Here is an 18,368-nt window from a genome sequence, read left to right as displayed (position 1 = left end):
TTTTAAGCAATTTTTTAAAAAAATCAGTTAGTTTTGCATCTATCAATCCAACAATGAGGTAAAAGCAGTGACTAATATTCGCAAACTTCTTAAGCAACTTTCCGTGCAGGAATATCAACTGCACGACACTCAATTTTTGGCACCTTGCGTGCGTGGAGGACGAGTGCGGACAAAAGTAGCAGGAATCGTGTATACCTTCACCCCTGAACCCCGAAATTTTGAAGGTTGGGGAATTTTTCAACCGGCTACCAGTAAAGTCGCCAAAGTCGTTGAAGAAGCCGACTTACCGCAGGTGACAGAATATCTGCAACATCTGCCGGCGGTGCGTTTGTCGCTAGCCTATAAGTTGCAAAAACAAACGTGGTTCGCTTACCCTGTTAATGAATCAGATGTCCGTCAGCGTCTGGGTTGTGTCAAGCCGGTGCCAGTGTATTTGGTGAGTGAGGGTGCAACATTTGAGCCAATTATCGCTCGATGGGATGGATGCAGTTGGTGGTTTGAAGAAACTGATCGCCGCGCCGATCCCATGCCGGCTGAAGCGTTAAGAGAAGCGCTAAAGCAAGTGACACCGCCGGCAGAGGTGCGCTTTAAAGGCATGACTCCCGAAATGCGGACTGTTTATCAACTCGTGGCACAACAAACCAAAGAATTTGAAGCTCAAATGCAACAGCAATGGGATGAAAAACGCCTGCAAAAAGCATTGCAAATGGGTGGAGGTCAACTGCAACAATTCCATGATCGCGATGACTATTGGATCGTTGAGTGGACAACCGGCAATGGCGAACAACATACCAGTGCGATTTCCAAAAACGATCTCACCGCCATCAGCGCCGGCATCTGCCTTAGCGGATTGGATCGTAATTTTGACCTGCAATCTCTCGTCGGAGTTGTTGAAGATCGGTAAAGATAGTATTAGCACGTTAGGTATAAAAACGGCTAACCTATTTAATCTAAGTATCTTGAAAAGATTGCAACAACTCATTGTTGTTGTTTTTTCTGTAATTAGAAATAAATAATCATGAGTTATGGATTATATGTCTGCAATCTTTTCAGTTACTTTAGCAATGTTATTTGGCAATAACTCATTCTTATAAAGCTGCAATATTTCAAAATAAATTATCAATTTTTTGTTAATAAGTAGGAGGTAAGAGTGTCTATCTTTTTTCACGAACAACTTCACAGAACACCGGCAGTCATGGCAAAAATCCGTGAATTGCCTGTAATCGTATGCGGTGCCGGCGCATTAGGTGCCAATATTACTGAAAATTTAGCGCGTGCCGGCTTCGCTCAACTCAAAGTGATTGATCGTGATCGCATTGAAGAACGCAACCTATCCACCCAACCTTACTATCGCTCAGATGTGGGAGCTTTTAAAGCTAAAATTCTGGCAAATACACTTTACCGCGCTTTAGGAGTAAAAGTAGAGGCGCAAACTAAAGAATTAACCGAGCAAAACGCCGTACAACTGTTAGGAAAACCTGCTATTGTTATCGATACTTTCGACAACAGTACAAGCAGAAACGCCGTAAAAAGTTACTGTGCCGGCGCATCCGTTCCCTGCCTGCACGTCGGGTTAGCTTCAGATTATGCTGAAATCATTTGGAATGACAACTACCGCGTTCCTTCTCCTGCCAATGATGACATCTGCGACTATCCACTTGCCAGAAATTTAGTTATGCTCACCGTAGCAGTCGCCTGTGAAGTGATTATTACCTTCGCCGGCACCGGCACCCAACAAAATTACACCCTCACCCTCGGAGATTTCGCTATAAAACCTTACATCCCCTAAATTCTGGCCTCATTTTCTCACCTTTACCTAACAAATACTATGAATCTACATCCACAAGTGAATGAAATCTTAAACTTCTGGTTTGGTCATCCTGAAGATGCAGAATATGGCAACACTCGGAACATCTGGTATACCAAAAATCCAGTATTTGATGAAGAAATTCGTTCGCGGTTTTTCACTGAATACGAATTAGCAGCAGCCGGCAACTATGATTCTTGGCAAGAATCACCCCAAAGTTGTCTCGCCTTAATTATCTTGCTGGATCAATTTCCCCGCAATATGTTTCGCGGTCAACCACAAGCCTTTGCGACGGATTATAAAGCGTTAGCTGCCGCTCAGTATGCCGTTGATCACGAATTTGATCAACAACTGCTGCCGGTGCAGCGACAGTTTATTTACTTGCCATTTGAACACAGCGAAAACTTAGAACATCAACGCCAGTGTGTTGAGCTTTTTCAACAACTAAAAGATTCTCCCGACAGCGCCTTAACCCTTGATTATGCAATTCGGCATCTAAAAATCATTGAGCAATTTGGGCGCTTTCCCCATCGCAACGAAATTCTGGGACGGGAATCTACAGCAGAAGAAACGGAATTTCTCAAACAAGCCGGTTCTTCTTTTTAAAATTGCATAAGTGTTCGCCGGCCAAACATAGATAAGATTAAACCAACCAAATTTTATCGGATTTGCGGAGGCATCTACCCATGCGCCGGCCTTTATTTTCTTTCAGTTCACTCACCCTTGTTCTGCTCACAAATGCCGGCATTCCCCTGCTGCCGATAAGTTTAGGAAAGCCGGTAATTGCCGTGCCGGTGTCAACCACGCAAGACAGAAGAAACGAAGCGATTCGGCTTAACGGGATAGGGCTTCAGCAGTATAATCAAGGCCGGTTTAGAGAAGCGTTAGAGACATTTGAGCGAGCTTTAGCCTTTGCTAAAGAAATTGGCGATCAGGCGCTATACGGGACGACTCTCTACAATATTGGGTCAGTTTACGTCAGTCTAGGACAGTATTCCAAAGCTTTAGACTTTTACAACCAAGCTTTAGCCATTGCTAAAGAAGTTGGCGATCAGGCGCTATACGGCAAGAGTCTCAATAATATTGGGTTCGTTTACCGCAATCTAGGACAGTATGCCAAAGCTTTGGAATTCTTAAATCAAGCTTTAGCCTTTGCTAAAGAAATTGGCGATCAGGCGGGATACGGGACGATTCTGGGCAGTATTGGGTAAGTTTACCTTAGTCTAGGACAGTATCCCAAAGCATTGGAATTTTACAACCAAGCTTTAGCTATTGCTAAAGAAGTTGGCGATCAAGCGGGATACGGGAGGATTCTGGGCAGTATTGGGGCAGTTTACCTTAGTCTAGGACAGTATCCCAAAGCATTGGAATTTTACAACCAAGCTTTAGCTATTGCTAAAGAAGTTGGCGCTCAGGCGCTATACGGGAGGGCTCTGGGCAGTATTGGGTCAGTTTACCTTAGTCTAGGACAGTATCCCAAAGCATTGGAATTTTACAACCAAGCTTTAGCTATTGCTAAAGAAGTTGGCGATCAAGCGGGATACGGGACGATTCTGAGCAATATTGGGTCAGTTTACCTTAGTCTAGGACAGTATCCCAAAGCATTGGAATTTTACAACCAAGCTTTAGCTATTGCTAAAGAAGTTGGCGATCAAGCGGGATACGGGAGGATTCTGAGCAATATTGGGTCAGTTTACAACAATCTAGGACAGTATGCCGAAGCGGAAACCAACTTAGTGGCTGCTCTTGAAGTTATGGAATCTCTACGCCCCGATTTAACTGATGCTCAGAAAATTTCTATTTTTGAAACGCAGCAGGGAGCTTACGAATTTTTGCAGAAAGTGTTAATCGCCCAAAATAAAACTAATTCGGCCTTAGAAGTTGCGGAACGGGGACGAGCTAGAGCCTTTGTCGAATTACTCTCGCAAAAACTCTCTAATAATCCCAACAATTTGCCGGCTCTCAAACCCACCCTCACCCAAATTCAGCAAATTGCCAAAGCGCAAAATGCCACCTTGGTGCAATATTCGATTATTCGCGAAGAATTCAAAATTGGGGACAAACAAGAATGGCGGGAATCAGAACTTTATATCTGGGTTATTAACCCCGCAGGTGTTGTCACCTTCCGCAAAGCGGATCTCAAACCTCTGTGGCAGCAACAAAATACCAACTTAGCTAAACTTGTCACCGTTACCCGCGAATCAATCGGTGTGAGAGGACTGGGCATTATTAGCGTTGAACTCGGCCCGGAAGCGGTTCAAAAACAGCAAGCCAATCAAACACAATCCTTACAAAAACTTCATCAATTGCTGATTGCACCGATTGCGGATCTCTTGCCCTCCGATGCGAATTCTCCGGTGGTTTTTATTCCCCAACAAGCCTTATTTCTCGTGCCATTCGCTGCTTTACAAGATGAAAAAGGCACTTATTTAATTGACAAGCATACGATTTTAACGGCTCCATCCATTCAAGTTTTGGAACTTACCCGCAAGCAGCGACAAACTGTATTAGGTAAAGAAATGCTGATTGTTGGCAATCCGACGATGCCGAGCATTTCTCTGCAAGTTGGAGAGGAGCCGGTTCAACTGTCAGAATTAAAGGGTGCAGAGACAGAAGCTCAGGAAATTGCCAAACTTTTTAATACACAACCGCTGATTGGAAGTCAAGCAACAGAAACGGCAATTAAACAGCAAATTTATGGGGCTAAAATCGTCCATTTAGCAACCCACGGATTGATTGATGATTTTGGGTTTGGTGTTCCCGGCGCGGTTGCCCTCGCCCCTGGTGGCAAGGAGGATGGGTTGCTGACTTCTGGGGAAATTCTGGATTTAAAAATTAATGCTGAATTAGTAGTTTTAAGCGCCTGTGACACCGGCAGGGGAGAAATCACCGGCGATGGAGTAATCGGCTTATCTCGCTCGTTAATTAGCGCCGGCACCCCAACAGTCATTGTGTCTTTGTGGGCAGTTCCCGATGCTCCCACCGCAAATTTAATGAGTCAATTTTATCGAAATTTACAGCAAGACCCGAATAAAGCCCAGGCATTGCGGCAAGCGATGTTAACAACGAAGCAGCAACATCCCAACCCCAGAGATTGGGCAGCATTCACCGTGATTGGGGAAGCTGAGTAAGGGGAAAAGAGAGTTTTCAGCTTTGATCACCCCATGTGCCCAATCCCCATGCCCCATGCCCCATGCCCCATCCCCCATGCCCAATGCCCCATGCCCAATTTCGAGATTTAATACTCTGCCGGCGGTTGCCGATCTAGTTCCAATTGGGTAAACAATTGTAATGCTGAGCGCCAAACTAAATAACCTTGCTCATTCAAATGCAACCCGTCACTACTCAGTTCAATCCGCAGATTTCCTTGAGGATCTGTAAATAACTGATATAAATCAAGAAATTTTACGCCTTCTTCTTCGGCAAGTAAAGCTAATTGCCGGTTAAGTTCGCGAATGCGGCTATTCGGAATTGCTAGTAAGCGATCACGTCCCTCCCAAGTTGCCTGAGCACCACTGTGGGGCAAAATCGATTGGATAATAATTTCTACATTAGGGTGAACCCACCGAAGATCCTGAATAATCAATCGCTGATTATCTAAAATTGCTTCATCCGTTACCCCGCGAATTAAATCATTAATGCCGATCATCACGAAAACCGTTTCCGGCTGAGTGCGATCTAGCAGTGTCAAACGCCTCAGCAAACCATTTGAAGTTTCTCCAGAAATGCCCTGATTCAACCAAGCACGACCGGCAGGCAGTAGCTTAGCAGGAAACCATAGACTGAGAGAATCGCCGGCTAGAACCGTCAAACGTTTGGGTTTGTTTTGCGCTGCTGCTTGGGCTTCGCGTTCCAGTTGGGCCACCCACTGCTGGTAAGTCCACTGGTGGCGTGGACCCAATTCTGGAGGCACCGGCTGTTTTTGCTCAAGCTTTGTTGTATTCCCCTCACTCGTTTGCAAGCTAGCTGAACGAAATTCATTTCGTAGCAGCAGCACAAAGATAGTCAGGATTAACAGGATGTTCGTTAGAAGAGACAGCAATGCCCATGTAGGAGCTTTCTTTAAAGCAATGGACACGCGCTCAGGAATAGGGTTAGCAGATTTTAATTGCAATGGCTCAACCCTCTCTTAACAAGAATCAGTACCGCGTCTCCCACTAGACTACGACACTCAACCAGAACCTTTCAACCAGCGCTTAAGTTAACTACACATAAAAAATGCGGCTAGGAGTGGCTGCTCGCCTGAAAAACACTCCTACCGCATATTTAATCATTAAATAATCAACAATTAAGGGCCGCTAACTACCCGCGATTATCCTTAAGGAATCCGCTGTAGGCTTCCATGCCGTGTTCGCCGATATCCAAACCTTTCTTTTCTTCTTCTTCAGACACCCGAATGCCAAGGGTTGACTTGAGTACCAGCCAGAAAATAGTTGACATGAGAACGGTGAAACCGCCGACGGAGAGAATCCCGACGATTTGAGGGATGAGTTGGGTCAAACCACCACCGAACAATAGTCCTGCTGCCGGCCCTGCACCTTCTCCATAGAGTTCGAGTTCCCCAATCCGAGATCCTGGCCCTAGGGCGAACAGACCGACGGCTAGGGTTCCCCAGACACCATTAACCAGGTGGACTGAGATTGCACCCACGGGGTCATCAATGCCCAACTTGTCGAAGAAGGGCACCGCGAAAACGACTAAAATGCCGCCAATCGCACCAATGATGGCAGCGGAAGGAATGTTAATGAAGGCGCAAGATGCGGTAACAGAAACTAAGCCGGCGAGGACGCCGTTAATGATCATCGAAAGATCCGGTTTACCCAGATACAGCCAAGCGACAATGGTCGCCGCAATACCGCCGGCTGCCCCTGCCATGTTGGTGGTGACTGCAATGTGAGCAATCGTCCAGCCCACACTCATTGTGGAACCTGGGTTGAAACCAAACCAGCCCAACCAGAGAATCAAACAGCCCAAGGTAGCGATACTCATGTTGTGCCCCGGCATCGCAACGGGTTGACCGTCTTGATATTTACCGATGCGAGGGCCGAGGATGGCAGCCCCCATCAGCGCCGCCCAGCCCCCAACCGAGTGAATGACGGTTGAACCGGCAAAATCCCAGAATCCAGGTGCTCCAGCGGCAACGGACAGCCAGCCACCGCCCCAAATCCAGTGGCCGGTGATGGCATAGGAAATCCCTACCAGCAGCAGGCTGAAGATTAAGAAGTCAACAAACTTAATCCGCTCAGCGACAGCCCCAGAAACAATGGTTGCGGCGGTGCCGGCAAAGACGAGTTGGAAAAAGAATTTGGCGGCAAGCGGCACGCCCGTCCAATTGAGCGCGTCGAAAACGCCATTATAGGCGTCTGCTGTGGCTGGGCTGTTATCTGCGCCGGCTAAGAAAAATCCGCTCGTTCCAAAGAAGGGATTTCCATCACCGAACATCAGACCAAACCCGATTGCCCAGTACGCGATCGTAGACAGGGCGAATACGATTAAGTTTTTGGCGAGTACGTTGACCGCATTTTTCTGCCGGCAGAAGCCGGTTTCTAGCATACAGAAGCCGGCGTTCATAAAGAACACCAACATCGCAGCCACCATCACCCACATGGTGTCTAGCCCCACCTTCAGGTCTGCTGTCGCTTGGGCTGTCGCCTGGGCTAAGTCTACCGGCGACGCGGGTATTGCTGTCGGATCTTGGGCAACGGCTGCGTAACCCCAAATCAGCACAATCAATGTTGCTAAGGGGATGCAAGCTTGCCAACTCGGAGATAGCCGTCCAATTGCTAATTTCAACTGTTTAAGCAGCTTGGCAGTTGCGGGAAACTGGGTGTCCCACTGGGGCGACAGCCGCCGATTTCTAGTTTTTAACTTCTTTTTGTGCGTTAGTTTATACGTCATCAGTCAACGTTTCCCTCAAGCGGCAATAGACATAACAGTTTGAGTGAGGAGACTCGCAATCAGGTGAAACTTAGCCACAGCCGGCATTTTCCTGAGTGCAGTTTTTCCGAGGCGAGCGGCGGGTGGTTCTGTTTGACACCCCAAAGGTCTGGTGATCTCTAAGTGGTGGTGTTACAAAAACAACTCAGTACAGTTCAACCCGCTACGAATCACAACGATTGCACCAATTCTCGACCTTTTGATTCTGTATCTTAGATTACATTTCCCAAACCACTTGCTCAAAACTTATCTGAGCGGTTCTCGTTTAGGGCGAATCGGGGGGTGCTGAACCCGATGGCTCATGATGAGTAATTAAGCGTACTCGATCCCAAACACGGTTAAGTCAGTTTACCTGAAACTGTGGAGTTTGATCGTTGTTGTTGGTTGCAAGTTCAGAGTAGATGGCTCAGCCGGCTCGAAATCAAGGCTGTGACGAAGGTGAGTGGAATTCGGAAATTGCCGGCACCCGCAATTCCCAGGCGAATACAATCTGTAGAGAATACTGGCTTTCTTTTAAATTCAGGCTGGCTTCCACCTCCTAATCGAATATTTTTATTTAACTTAGGTTTAGCCGCACGATTTCTCGAAGTGAAGCTTTTATTTTCTGATTTCCAAATTGCAACACTCCTAGGTTTTTCTGACTTTTAAAAAGATATAGCCTCCCAATGAAACACATACTTAAAGTGGCTTTCCAGCCACACAAGACAAAAAAAGCTTGTCTGTTGAAGTCAAAACTTACCCTAACTTTTGATAAGTCAGGTAAATGACTCATTAAATCAATTGGTAACTAATATAATCTGTATTTTTTAAAACATTTTTTGAAGTTTCTGCCTGAGAATTTTAACTCAGACAGGGGGTGAAGATTTATGCAGACAGCCGAAAAAATCTCAGCTCATTTGAGTGAGATATTCCTGATAGCCCACCTGATCCAGATGTTTTTGCTTGTCTATCACGGATTGAGCTAAGTTTTGCCGGTACTGCTGCACCCGCTCTAATAAATCTGGTTGGTGGGCGGCTAAAATTTGTACGGCGAGTAAACCGGCATTTTTTGCATTCCCGATGGCGACGGTGGCGACAGGTATGCCTGCCGGCATTTGTACGATGGAATAAAGAGAATCAACACCCTGTAAGTGCCGGCTTGCCACTGGCACCCCAATCACCGGCAGTGGTGTTAGCGATGCTACCATTCCCGGTAGATGAGCAGCACCCCCAGCGCCGGCGATAATTACTTTTAAGCCGCGCACGTGAGCAGTTTCGGCGTATTCTACCATGCGTGCCGGTGTGCGGTGGGCGGAGACAATGGCAACTTCACAGGGGATGTTAAATTCTTCACAGACAGCGATCGCAGCCTGCATGGTGGGCAGATCGGAATCGCTGCCCATGATAATGCCGATTTGTGGTTGACTCATGGGATTTTCAATTTTAGAGTGTGGATTTTAGAGCACTGTGCTCCTGAAAAATCCTAGGACTGGTTTGTTATCCTCTCGCGAAAGTGATGACAGAAGCAACAAGGCAATTAACTTCAACCGCTGATACTGGCTTGGTGAATGTGGAGATTATTAACGCCCGACTGCCGGGATACGAAGGTTTACACCGGCTTGAAATCGATGCTAACAGTATTATTCGCTCAATTGAACCGATGGGCGTATCTCCCGGCACCTCCTCAGAGTCTGATGTTTTGGATGCCGGTGGCGACTGGATTTCTTTGGGTGGTGTCGATCTTCAAATTAATGGGGCGCTGGGTTTGGCGTTTCCAGATTTGAACTCAGAAAATCGTCACCAACTGCCGGCGATCTGTGAATTTTTGTGGCAGCAGGGTGTGGATGGATTTTTACCGACGCTGGTTACAACTTCGGTGGAAAATTTTCAGAGATCACTGGCAACTTTGGCTGATTTTATGGAACGCAACCCTCAAGATCATCTGCCGGCGGCGAAGATTTTGGGAGTACATTTAGAAGGGCCGTTTCTTAATTTTGAAAAGCGTGGTGCTCACCCGGCTGAATATTTATTGCCGCTAACGGTTGAAAATGTTAAGGGTTTGTTAGGTGAGTTTGCCGGCATCGTTAAAGTCATCACTTTAGCGCCGGAATTAGATGCCACAGGCGAAGTGATTGCTTATTTACGATCTTTGGGGATTACTGTTAGTTTGGGGCATTCGCAAGCGACTGTAGCCGAAGCTGAGAAAGCTTTTGACTTGGGTGCTTCGATGGTGACTCATGCGTTTAATGCGATGCCGAGTTTACATCACCGGCAGCCGGGATTATTGGGTGCAGCGATTGTCCATCCGGGTGTTTATTGTGGGTTAATTGCGGATGGGGAACACGTTTCGCCAACGATGGTTGATTTATTATTGCGTGCCGGTGGTTATGAAAAAGGGATTTTTTTGGTGAGTGATGCTTTAGCGCCGGTGGGTTTGCCGGATGGTGTTTATCCTTGGGATACTCGGCAAATTACGGTGAATGCCGGCACTTGTCGTCTATCAGATGGTACGTTAGCGGGGACAACGTTGCCGTTATTGGTGGGTGTGCAGAATGTGGTGAAATGGGGGATTTGTGAGGTTGAAAAAGCGATTTTGTTGGCGACTGATGCACCTCGGAAAGCGATTGGGTTGCCGGGATTTTCGGTTGGGTTGCCGGCTTGTTTATTGCGTTGGCATTTGGATGAGGTGACGCGGGATGTTTGTTGGTGCCGGTTGTAATTTTTTTAACCGCAGATAAACGCAGATAAACGCAGATGGGTTTCGGGTTAGGGTGATAGGTTTTTGGGGATTTTAAGAGTTTTTTAACCACAGATGCACACAGATTAACACAGATGGGTTTAGGGTTGGGAGGATAGGTTTTTTGATGATGGGTGGTTGGTAGGAGGTTTAATGTTTGGGTGCACAGTGGGCAAGGATGACTCTCACGATGCTGCTTGTGGCGTTGCATCGTAGGGGGAGTTGCAGGACTTCTCCTTGCAATGCTCCTCTACTTTTTAAGCTGCGGACGTGTTTATATATGCTATGGCTGACGCTGCCGTTGATTAAGATGATTAGGTTGCAACTGGTTAGTTTGTCTTTAACTTTTTTTTCAGTCATGTTTGGATGCTCGATTTCGCTATACTCTCGCAATCCATAGTTTTTAGATAATTCTGAAAGCACGCACTGTCGGATTTTTGGTTGTCCTCCAACTAATCCTAAATGAATGTGCGATAAGTCGATAGTTGATGAGGTTTCAACTATTTTTTCTGCACAGTCGTGAAGTTGTTCTTCTAATTCTCCAATGGTTTTGCAAGCTTCTTCGTACTGGTGTTTGAGTTCTTCGCATTCGGTTTGTAAATCTTTATAATCGTTTTCTAATTTTTCATAATCTTTTTGATACTCTTGCCAAAAATATTCTTCTCTGGCTATTGCTTGGGCTTTTACTGATTCAGATTCGGCTAGTTGTTCCTCTAAGAACCAAGTTTCTTGTTCGGTTTCTTCGAGTTTTTTAGATAGAGATTGAATAAGATGATTTTTTTCTTCTACTTGAGTTTCAAAGGCTAAAGTTTTTATTTGTGTTTCTTGCAATTCTTCCTCCAGTTTTTTCAAACTTCGCAATCTTTTGTGCTTCTCTGCTTCCCAGGCTACAAGTTGCTTTTGAAGTTTATGGAGCGCTTGTTCATATTCCTGAATTCCCGCTTGAGCTTGATTCTGAGATTGCCGCATCTCTATGAGTTCGGTTTGCAATTGCTCTAAGGTGCTGCTACCCTGTTGCTGTTGCTGTTCTTTTTGCGTGAGTTGGTTTTCATAATCAGCAATTTCGGTTTCTAATTCCTGTATAGTCTGCTGTTGTTCTATTTGACAGCGCTTCATTTCAGCAAGAATTCGCTCTTTTTGAGCGATTAGTTTAGGCGCAATTAGGCTGACTAAGTGCATTCGTTGATTTTTTTCTTGTAACTCGCGCTGCACCCGGTTGAGTTCATCTTGTACTCGTTTTTGCTGCCGGCGTTTGCGGCAGAGAATGGTTTCAATAATTGCCCAGCCGGCAATCCCACTGGCAAGCAGTAATCCGACTGTTAAAGAGTAATATTTATGAAGACCGCTAAGATTCCACGGTTGAAATAACCAGCTTGTATAGTCGGCAAAAAAGCTTGGGGGATTTTCTCGAAAATAGTACACGCGCCCGATAATTTCACCGATTTGTTCTCGGCTACCGGCTTCTATATTTGCATCTTTTTTGGGGGCAGAATCTTTTCCAGCTAGCAGGGGAGTTGGGTTTCGCAGTAAGGCGTAAGGGTAACTAGATAAATCAGCGACTTCTAGCGGCTTTTGGAGGGCAAAATAAGAGGGGGAAGCGTAAAGAATTTGTTGAGCGGGGCAGTCTTTTCTTTCGAGTTTGCAATTAGTTACGAGAATGCCTAATTTGCCATTGTTGCTGCTGCCGGCTTCCCCAATCTCTGTTTGACTTCCTGACAGTAAAGCAGCCCATAAGTTAGCCGGAAGTTGACGCGCTAAAATCTTGAAATCTGTAGTCTGGCTTCGGTAATGGGTTCCATTCCAATAACCGTTATATCTTCCCCAGTTCAAGACGGTTGCCAAACCAAAAGTTGCTGAGCCAATCAGCGCAAGTCTTGCCAACGTGCGAAGAATGATGCCTCGGTTTACATTAGCGAAGATGTGCCTCATGATAACCCTGTGGCTGTGCTTCGATGCCTTAACTTATGCCAAGTTTTCTGTCTCTATGGCTTGGCATGAGTTCGGGTTATTTCCCTCTGTCGCTCTCTGCATTAAACAAGTCGTTAGGGAAAATCCCGCACCTAGATAGCTGTGATATATCATTTAGAATGTATCTTTGTCAAGAAGGGGTTCTCACAGCACAGGGATGATACCCATTGATTTTGACTTGGTTACAGATCCGCACTGCCGGCTAGCTTCAAAGGGCAGTTAAGCAATAAGATTTAACGGGTGAGAGCTATTGGGAATCAAAAAAGTAGATGAACGCACTGGATGATAAGACCGTTGTTAAAGAATATTTCAATGCCACCGGCTTTGATCGCTGGCGGCGAATCTATGGCGATGGCGAGGTGAATAAAGTCCAGCGTGACATCCGCGAGGGACATCAGCGAACCGTCGATACTGTGATTAGCTGGCTGAGTGCTGATGGCAATTTGCCTGGGTTGTCGGTGTGTGACGCCGGCTGCGGAGTTGGCAGTCTCAGCATTCCCCTCGCACAAGCCGGCGCGAGGGTTTACGGCAGCGATATTTCTGAAAAAATGGTGAGAGAAGCTTATGAAAGAGCTGAGGCTGTAATGCCTCAAATGAATAATCTCGCATTTACAGCCCAGGATTTAGAAAGTTTGAGTGGTCGCTATCATACAGTGATTTGCCTGGATGTGTTGATTCACTATCCGCAAGAAAAGGCAGCGGATATGATCGCTCACCTTTGTTCTTTAGCAGAATCTCGGATGATTCTTAGTTTTGCGCCGAAAACTTTAGCGCTGACGATGCTAAAGAAAATTGGGGAGTTTTTTCCAGGCCCAAGTAAAGCCACTCGCGCTTACCAACACCGGGAAGCGGATGTTGTGAAAATTCTGGAAAATAACGGTTTTTCAATTCAGCGGCAAGGAATGACGAGTACAAGTTTTTACTTTTCGCGCATTCTGGAAGCGACTCGCCGGTAATCGATGATCGGGTGCTGCTGGGGGGATAGCGGTTCTTTAATGAGCCGGCTAGAATCTCAGCAATACTAACGACACCGGCAACAACGATGAAGGGAATTAAAAAAGTGGCGGCGGGTTGATTAGTGCTATTTAGAATTCGCTTAACAAGAGGTTCCTTAGCACTTTTAAATTAATAAGATTTGGGAAAATAGTGACGTGATTGTTCGTTTTTTTCTGGTAACGGCGGCGATTTTAGCCGGCTTGTCTGTGGCAATTGGGGCGTTTTCAGCTCATGCCTTGAAGGATAGACTCAGCGCTCAAGCGCTAACGATTTTTGAAACCGGCGCTCGCTACCAAATGTATCACGCCCTAGCCTTGCTGCTGGTGGCTGTGCTGTTGAGTCGTGCCGGTGAACCCCCAACAAGCTTAGTCGTTGCTGGATTTGCGTTTATTGCCGGCATTGCTTTGTTTTCAGGAAGTTTATATACCTTGAGTTTCACCGGCATTTCTTGGCTGGGTGCCATTGCGCCGATAGGGGGAGTCGCTTTTATGATTGGTTGGGCTTGCTTAGCTGTTGCCGGTTGGAACTTTCAGCAGTAAATGGGCATGGGGCATGGGGGATGGGGCAAGGCTTCGCCAACCTAAAGGTATGGGCATTGGGCATTGGGCATTGGGCATTGGGCATGGGACTCAAAACTCAAAACTCCTCCCTGGTTGTTGCAAAAAATTAAAATAGACACGGTTTTTCAAACTTTTTAAACAAAACTTAATTAATAACAACAAATCTCAATAATGAATCATTGATCTTTTGTTAATTTCCGGGAATCTTATCAAATTATTGAGAGTTTAACGCAGGGATTCTCTAAACCCTTACACTACTATTTATAGACCAGTTGAAGTGGCGAACTCATTGATCCCAGCGGAGGGTTTATGAATATTTCTCAATCGCTTTCTAGTGCCATGCAGTATCTTTTTGCTGCGGTTGCCCGGATCTTCAGCCCTAGTGATGATGCGTACCCAATGGTCGGTGTTCAACCGTTTGATGGAGATCCTTACGAAGGTTCTCAGTGGATGGAATAATTGGAGTTAAGGACAGATAATTTTGGCTTCAGGTATTAATCACTTGTGTTGTGGCGAACTCATGCCACCGCAATCGTTTGGTGGATTTCATAAAGATCGGTGGGGATAAATACTGTCTCCACCGATTTTTATTGGGTTAATTTACTCACAAATAAATTGACATCAGGAATTGATTTAAGAAAAAGGCAACAGCCGCGCCGCCGATAGGAACGGTAAGGTTGTCAATGCCATATTTAGAGAAAGCTTCCAAGCTGGTAGCGGAGATCGCAATGACTGCCGGCACTAACCAGGTGGGCCATATAGCGCCCTGAACTGCAAGCAAAATCAAGCAGCTAACGACATAGCTGACGAGTGCCATTGTCAGAGATCCTTCCCAACTTTTTTGTATTCCCCAGAGTTTGTAAGGATGTTTGCCAAATTTCTGGCCAATAATGGCGGCTAATCCATCGCCATAGGTCATGACCAAAATCCCCAAAGCCGCATACTGGGGTTGTTGCAGCGGCCAGAACCAGGCAACTAAAACGCCAATACTGATGGCATAGAATAATGTGCCAAAGCTGAGCCGGCCAACGCTGTTGACGCCTGGGAGGATGGGAAGCCGGTAGGATAGAAGGGCGATCGCACTGGCTAAAACCGCTGCTGTAATCCCAACCCATGCCGGGATCTGCAACCACCACGCCAGTAAGATCACGTTGCCGGTGCCAATGTGAACGATTTTCCGGGTAATTTCTGAATCTACAGAGGCAAAGCGGTTTAACAACTCCGCCAACAACAACACCCCTCCCATCCAGACTCCAACGACGGTCATTTGAAGCCACAATTGAGGGTCAGATGCGAGCAAAGGGACTGTAGTTAGTAAGGACACGGTGAAGGTGATTGGGTAGAACGCTTCCTTTCACTTTATTAGATTTAGATCATTTAAAGTCTATTTAAGCAATCTCTTCGATAAATTTTGATTGGATAGGGGCCGGCATTCGGGAATTCATGCCTGTTATGAGGAGGGCCGGTTGACTCGAATTAATTTGCCGGTTAATGGTTCTTCAGCAGAAATCGCTTCATTAATGCGTATGGCCATCTGATTTCTATTGACATCGTCTGTACAAACAATGATACCTGCATGGTCAGACTGTAACCGATGCAATCGAATAAAATCAAACCGATTAATGGTTAAAACTGCGCGATTCTCACTCACAGCAAATGTTAATACTTCTTCATCGGGAATTCCTAAATTGGCATTCCCTGCTTGTTGCACCGTCAGGATATTGTGGCCCATACTAGATAGTAATTCGCTGACTTTGCGCGGGAATTGTTCATCGGCATACAGACGGGCCACGATTTATGCTTCCTCATTCTTTGTGATGGCTTGTTCAATTTCATTAGGATACGCTTCTGCATAAGCCCAAGCATTGACTAAATCGGCAGCATTAATATGCGGGTAGTCGTATAGGAGTTGCGCTTCATCGATTCCTAAATGACGAGCATTGACTAATACCCAAACTGGAATACGAGTGCCGGCGATACAGGCATCCCCGCCACAGACACCCGGAGTTTTGGTAATTCCTTGTGAACCAGGCTTTAAAATTTTGGTCAAAATTTCCAGGGCTTCGGCTTTTTCTTCAGGAGTTAAGGCAAGAAGTTGGGATTCTAATTCTTTGAATATCATAAGGTGCGTATTTAGATAAATAGAACGTTTTAATTAAATTTTAGCGGAATGCCGGTGTTGACGATGGCATCATCGTCATGTCGGGTGCCGGCTGACTCGAATTAATTTGCCGGTTAAGGTTTCTTTAGTTCATCCTGTCTCTAGCCGGCTGTGCAATTTCTCTGCCATTCATCAACAGAGAAAAACCACTCAGCCGAGGCGAGATATCCCAGCTAGTTAAGCAAGGTCTTGTTCTGAGTAGCTATCAAACCCAATTTGTGAGTGTTTTAAGGAATGCCGGTTTCTTCCAGCCTGAATGAAAAAGGGTAGTTTAACGTGCTCAAGGCGCGATTTTGGCCTTCGCCCTAACTTTAGTTTGTCGTTGACTCGATTCCACACAAAGCTTTTATAAATTTACCCAGGTCGGTTGCTTCTAATTCCTCTTTGCTCATCTCTTGAGCTATCCGCCAATTCTCTGCTTTCTTCCAGCCATGTGGTGCGTTTTCCAGTTTTTCATAGTGGGCCAGCGCCCCATACTTCTCTCCTTTAACTTTCTTAATAGCCCTATCTGTAAAGTAGTTTTCAGTAGCTCGACGCTCAAGCACATGGCAGGTAATTCCGATTTGTTCGCACATTTCCACAAACGCCTGTCTTTTTGGCTCTAAGGTCTCATCGAGAGATTCTTTTTCACTGTCTATTAAAACAAAAATATTATCAGAAATACGTTTAACTTCCTCAAGTTCAGACTCGGATTCAGGAGTAATAAAACTGCTTCCACCCAACGATAAGATTAAAATTTCATGATCTTTTCCATACTTGCGTAGGAACTGTTGCATTGTTTTAATATCTGTTCTGCCCTCAACCATCAAAACTTTATCAAAACCAAACTCTCTGTAAGTGGAGAAGCTAAGTTCTCCTAGAAACTCTACCAAGCTTGGACTTGTTTCGTACTTAATAACTTTGCTGCTCTCATCACCCTTACGAACTGTATAAATTCGCTCGGCACTAGCTCTTGCTAGCCCAATGCTGTGTGTCGCAAAGAAAACTCCTTGGCTAGCATATTGACCCAGAGTCGTTAGAAAGTCTAATTGGAGCGAGGGATGAAGATTAAGTTCAGGTTCATCGATAAGAATATAAGATGGCTCTTTTATAGCTGCATTAGCAAGAACCAAAAAGAATTGGGAAAGTCCCGATCCTAGCTCGGAAATTGTGTAGGGGTTTTCATCTATAAAAAATTTAAGTGTTTGATCATCATCAGAGGCATTAATTTCTAATTTTCTAAATTTAAAAATATCTTGAATAGAATTTGTAACTTTAATACTTACTGAATTAAGGTCTCTGTCAAAACCTGTTTTTAATCGTCGCCATTCTTGAATAAAAGCTCGCCCAACTTTGACATCAAAATAATCTAAGTATTGTGAATCTATTTGTCTTTGGTAGCCGGAAATTGCTATAAGACTAAGAGCATTTCTAAATGGGCCTATATACAGCGTCTTACTTAAATCTCTAAAACTTTTAATAATATCAGATACATCTATTCTCGGTGTTTTCTCGAACATCCATTTCATTTCTTCCGAGACGTCACCTCCAGAAGGTAAAATTTTGTTAGCTGAATATATTTGGGCAGTGTAAGTATTATTTCTTGGAATGGTAATGATGATTTTTTCAGCAATTGGTAGATTATCTTTCTCTGTAGCACCATTTTCATAGAAAAATTTCAATTCAATTATCAGCGGCCGCTTATTAACGTTACAGAATACTTCTTGAGGATCTAAAACTTCCTTGGGGAAATTGAAGCTTTGCGCCTGCCCGTACATAGCTCCCACAAAGTTGCGGCGTTCTGAAACAGAAGTGAAGAGAGAGCGAAACTCATAAAAAAATTTAAGTAGAGAAGACTTTCCTGAGTTGTTAACTCCTATGAAAGCCGTGAAACCTTTTTGAATAATAAAACGAGCCGGATTAGAGTCAGAGAAGCACCGATAGTTCTTAATTGTTATCTCAAGTGGCATATCAAATTATGAGTTCAAGATGGCGTTATAGTAAACATAGCATAAATGTCCATTTTTCATTCAGCCTAAACATTTTCAGAATTGCAAGAAGCTAGGTATTGCTCTGTGTAGTCCTCATACTGACAATTTCTAGCTACTTGCAATTCTGATTTTTTTGATTAATGCTAGTTGCCAGCGTCTCATCGTCGTCACTTGTTTTTAAGGGTATTTTATTCACTTTTTTAAAAAATTATCAAATAATCCAAACATAAAAAAGCCCACCGGCAGGCGGGCT

At 45.0% G+C, this 18,368-nt stretch carries 19 protein-coding genes and 1 pseudogene; 12 read left to right on the top strand and 8 right to left on the bottom strand.

Features of this window, described 5'->3' with window-relative positions:
• The first annotated feature begins 67 nt into the window (after positions 1-67).
• The 6 genes and pseudogenes from H6F73_RS09475 (at position 68) to H6F73_RS09455 (ending at position 4,938) form a co-directional block, all read left to right on the top strand.
• Complete coding sequence (locus H6F73_RS09475; RefSeq protein WP_190758562.1) at positions 68-904, top strand: hypothetical protein; 837 nt, start codon at positions 68-70, stop codon at positions 902-904.
• Positions 905-1,150: 246 nt separating this feature from the next.
• On the top strand, positions 1,151-1,789 hold the full coding sequence (locus tag H6F73_RS09470) for a ThiF family adenylyltransferase (RefSeq protein ID WP_190758561.1): 639 nt from the start codon (positions 1,151-1,153) through the stop codon (positions 1,787-1,789).
• A 39-nt stretch (positions 1,790-1,828) separates the two neighbouring features.
• Positions 1,829-2,413, top strand: coding sequence for a DUF924 family protein (locus tag H6F73_RS09465; protein WP_190758560.1), 585 nt, complete (start codon positions 1,829-1,831; stop codon positions 2,411-2,413).
• Positions 2,414-2,493: 80 nt separating this feature from the next.
• A complete protein-coding gene (locus tag H6F73_RS09460) occupies positions 2,494-3,018 on the top strand; it encodes a tetratricopeptide repeat protein (protein WP_190758559.1) in 525 nt (174 codons plus the stop codon).
• Positions 3,019-3,030: 12 nt separating this feature from the next.
• Positions 3,031-3,798: pseudogene (locus tag H6F73_RS26945) on the top strand (tetratricopeptide repeat protein); the annotation flags it as partial.
• Positions 3,799-3,825: 27 nt separating this feature from the next.
• Entirely contained in the window at positions 3,826-4,938 is a 1,113-nt protein-coding gene (locus tag H6F73_RS09455) for a CHAT domain-containing protein (RefSeq protein WP_347239544.1), read from the top strand.
• A 107-nt stretch (positions 4,939-5,045) separates the two neighbouring features.
• On the opposite strand, the gene H6F73_RS09450 is transcribed toward H6F73_RS09455, so the two are convergent.
• Both H6F73_RS09450 and H6F73_RS09445 read right to left on the bottom strand, forming a co-directional pair.
• Positions 5,046-5,885, bottom strand: coding sequence for a GDSL-type esterase/lipase family protein (locus H6F73_RS09450; protein WP_190759588.1), 840 nt, complete (start codon positions 5,883-5,885; stop codon positions 5,046-5,048).
• 224 nt (positions 5,886-6,109) lie between these two features.
• Positions 6,110-7,705 carry an ammonium transporter gene (locus H6F73_RS09445; RefSeq protein ID WP_190758557.1) on the bottom strand — a complete coding sequence of 532 codons (1,596 nt, stop codon included), beginning with the start codon at positions 7,703-7,705 and terminating at the stop codon, positions 6,110-6,112.
• Between the two features lie 440 nt (positions 7,706-8,145).
• Here H6F73_RS09445 and H6F73_RS09440 point away from each other — a divergent pair, with 440 nt between their 5' ends.
• A complete protein-coding gene (locus H6F73_RS09440) occupies positions 8,146-8,286 on the top strand; it encodes a hypothetical protein (RefSeq protein WP_190758556.1) in 141 nt (46 codons plus the stop codon).
• Positions 8,287-8,631: 345 nt separating this feature from the next.
• Here the strand turns inward: H6F73_RS09440 and purE are convergent, their stop codons facing one another.
• Positions 8,632-9,153 (bottom strand): 5-(carboxyamino)imidazole ribonucleotide mutase, encoded by a 522-nt coding sequence (gene purE / locus H6F73_RS09435; RefSeq protein ID WP_190758555.1) that lies wholly within the window; start codon positions 9,151-9,153, stop codon positions 8,632-8,634.
• 86 nt (positions 9,154-9,239) lie between these two features.
• Between purE and nagA the strand changes: the two genes are divergently transcribed.
• Positions 9,240-10,442: an N-acetylglucosamine-6-phosphate deacetylase gene (nagA, locus tag H6F73_RS09430; protein WP_190758554.1), complete on the top strand. Its 1,203-nt coding sequence runs from the start codon at positions 9,240-9,242 to the stop codon at positions 10,440-10,442.
• Between the two features lie 168 nt (positions 10,443-10,610).
• On the opposite strand, the gene H6F73_RS09425 is transcribed toward nagA, so the two are convergent.
• Positions 10,611-12,389, bottom strand: a complete 1,779-nt coding sequence (locus tag H6F73_RS09425; RefSeq protein ID WP_190758553.1) for a hypothetical protein — start codon at positions 12,387-12,389, stop codon at positions 10,611-10,613.
• A 308-nt stretch (positions 12,390-12,697) separates the two neighbouring features.
• Here H6F73_RS09425 and bchM point away from each other — a divergent pair, with 308 nt between their 5' ends.
• From bchM to H6F73_RS09405, 4 genes are all read left to right on the top strand, one after another.
• Positions 12,698-13,384, top strand: coding sequence for a magnesium protoporphyrin IX methyltransferase (gene bchM, locus H6F73_RS09420; protein ID WP_190758552.1), 687 nt, complete (start codon positions 12,698-12,700; stop codon positions 13,382-13,384).
• A 195-nt stretch (positions 13,385-13,579) separates the two neighbouring features.
• On the top strand, positions 13,580-13,963 hold the full coding sequence (locus H6F73_RS09415) for a DUF423 domain-containing protein (protein WP_347239510.1): 384 nt from the start codon (positions 13,580-13,582) through the stop codon (positions 13,961-13,963).
• Positions 13,945-14,094: a hypothetical protein gene (locus H6F73_RS09410; RefSeq protein ID WP_190758551.1), complete on the top strand. Its 150-nt coding sequence runs from the start codon at positions 13,945-13,947 to the stop codon at positions 14,092-14,094. Before H6F73_RS09415 ends, H6F73_RS09410 begins: the two co-directional genes overlap by 19 nt.
• Before the next feature lie 199 nt (positions 14,095-14,293).
• Positions 14,294-14,443 (top strand): hypothetical protein, encoded by a 150-nt coding sequence (locus tag H6F73_RS09405; protein ID WP_190758550.1) that lies wholly within the window; start codon positions 14,294-14,296, stop codon positions 14,441-14,443.
• A 145-nt stretch (positions 14,444-14,588) separates the two neighbouring features.
• Here the strand turns inward: H6F73_RS09405 and H6F73_RS09400 are convergent, their stop codons facing one another.
• From H6F73_RS09400 to H6F73_RS09385, 4 genes are all read right to left on the bottom strand, one after another.
• Positions 14,589-15,251: a diacylglycerol/polyprenol kinase family protein gene (locus H6F73_RS09400; RefSeq protein WP_190759586.1), complete on the bottom strand. Its 663-nt coding sequence runs from the start codon at positions 15,249-15,251 to the stop codon at positions 14,589-14,591.
• A gap of 183 nt (positions 15,252-15,434) precedes the next feature.
• Positions 15,435-15,776 (bottom strand): DUF5615 family PIN-like protein, encoded by a 342-nt coding sequence (locus tag H6F73_RS09395; protein ID WP_190758549.1) that lies wholly within the window; start codon positions 15,774-15,776, stop codon positions 15,435-15,437.
• A 3-nt stretch (positions 15,777-15,779) separates the two neighbouring features.
• Positions 15,780-16,106: a DUF433 domain-containing protein gene (locus H6F73_RS09390; protein WP_190758548.1), complete on the bottom strand. Its 327-nt coding sequence runs from the start codon at positions 16,104-16,106 to the stop codon at positions 15,780-15,782.
• 350 nt (positions 16,107-16,456) lie between these two features.
• Positions 16,457-18,094 carry an ATP-binding protein gene (locus H6F73_RS09385; RefSeq protein WP_190758547.1) on the bottom strand — a complete coding sequence of 546 codons (1,638 nt, stop codon included), beginning with the start codon at positions 18,092-18,094 and terminating at the stop codon, positions 16,457-16,459.
• Between the last annotated feature and the right edge of the window lie 274 nt (positions 18,095-18,368).

Origin of the sequence: Microcoleus sp. FACHB-68 (assembly GCF_014695715.1) — a bacterium.
Taxonomy (GTDB): domain Bacteria; phylum Cyanobacteriota; class Cyanobacteriia; order Cyanobacteriales; family Oscillatoriaceae; genus FACHB-68.
Note: the sequence above shows the minus strand (reverse complement) of the source record. Positions and strands in the feature narration are given on the sequence as shown.

What these genes read in the sequence shown, in the direction of transcription:
- H6F73_RS09405 (WP_190758550.1), top strand. Translation starts at nt 14,294, where the DNA reads ATGAATATTTCTCAATCGCTTTCTAGTGCCATGCAGTATCTTTTTGCT.
- H6F73_RS09390 (WP_190758548.1), bottom strand. Translation starts at nt 16,106, where the DNA reads ATGATATTCAAAGAATTAGAATCCCAACTTCTTGCCTTAACTCCTGAA.
- bchM (WP_190758552.1), top strand. Translation starts at nt 12,698, where the DNA reads ATGAACGCACTGGATGATAAGACCGTTGTTAAAGAATATTTCAATGCC.
- H6F73_RS09400 (WP_190759586.1), bottom strand. Translation starts at nt 15,251, where the DNA reads ATGACCGTCGTTGGAGTCTGGATGGGAGGGGTGTTGTTGTTGGCGGAG.
- H6F73_RS09425 (WP_190758553.1), bottom strand. Translation starts at nt 12,389, where the DNA reads ATGAGGCACATCTTCGCTAATGTAAACCGAGGCATCATTCTTCGCACG.
- H6F73_RS09460 (WP_190758559.1), top strand. Translation starts at nt 2,494, where the DNA reads ATGCGCCGGCCTTTATTTTCTTTCAGTTCACTCACCCTTGTTCTGCTC.
- H6F73_RS09445 (WP_190758557.1), bottom strand. Translation starts at nt 7,705, where the DNA reads ATGACGTATAAACTAACGCACAAAAAGAAGTTAAAAACTAGAAATCGG.
- purE (WP_190758555.1), bottom strand. Translation starts at nt 9,153, where the DNA reads ATGAGTCAACCACAAATCGGCATTATCATGGGCAGCGATTCCGATCTG.
- H6F73_RS09440 (WP_190758556.1), top strand. Translation starts at nt 8,146, where the DNA reads ATGGCTCAGCCGGCTCGAAATCAAGGCTGTGACGAAGGTGAGTGGAAT.
- nagA (WP_190758554.1), top strand. Translation starts at nt 9,240, where the DNA reads ATGACAGAAGCAACAAGGCAATTAACTTCAACCGCTGATACTGGCTTG.
- H6F73_RS09385 (WP_190758547.1), bottom strand. Translation starts at nt 18,094, where the DNA reads ATGCCACTTGAGATAACAATTAAGAACTATCGGTGCTTCTCTGACTCT.
- H6F73_RS09465 (WP_190758560.1), top strand. Translation starts at nt 1,829, where the DNA reads ATGAATCTACATCCACAAGTGAATGAAATCTTAAACTTCTGGTTTGGT.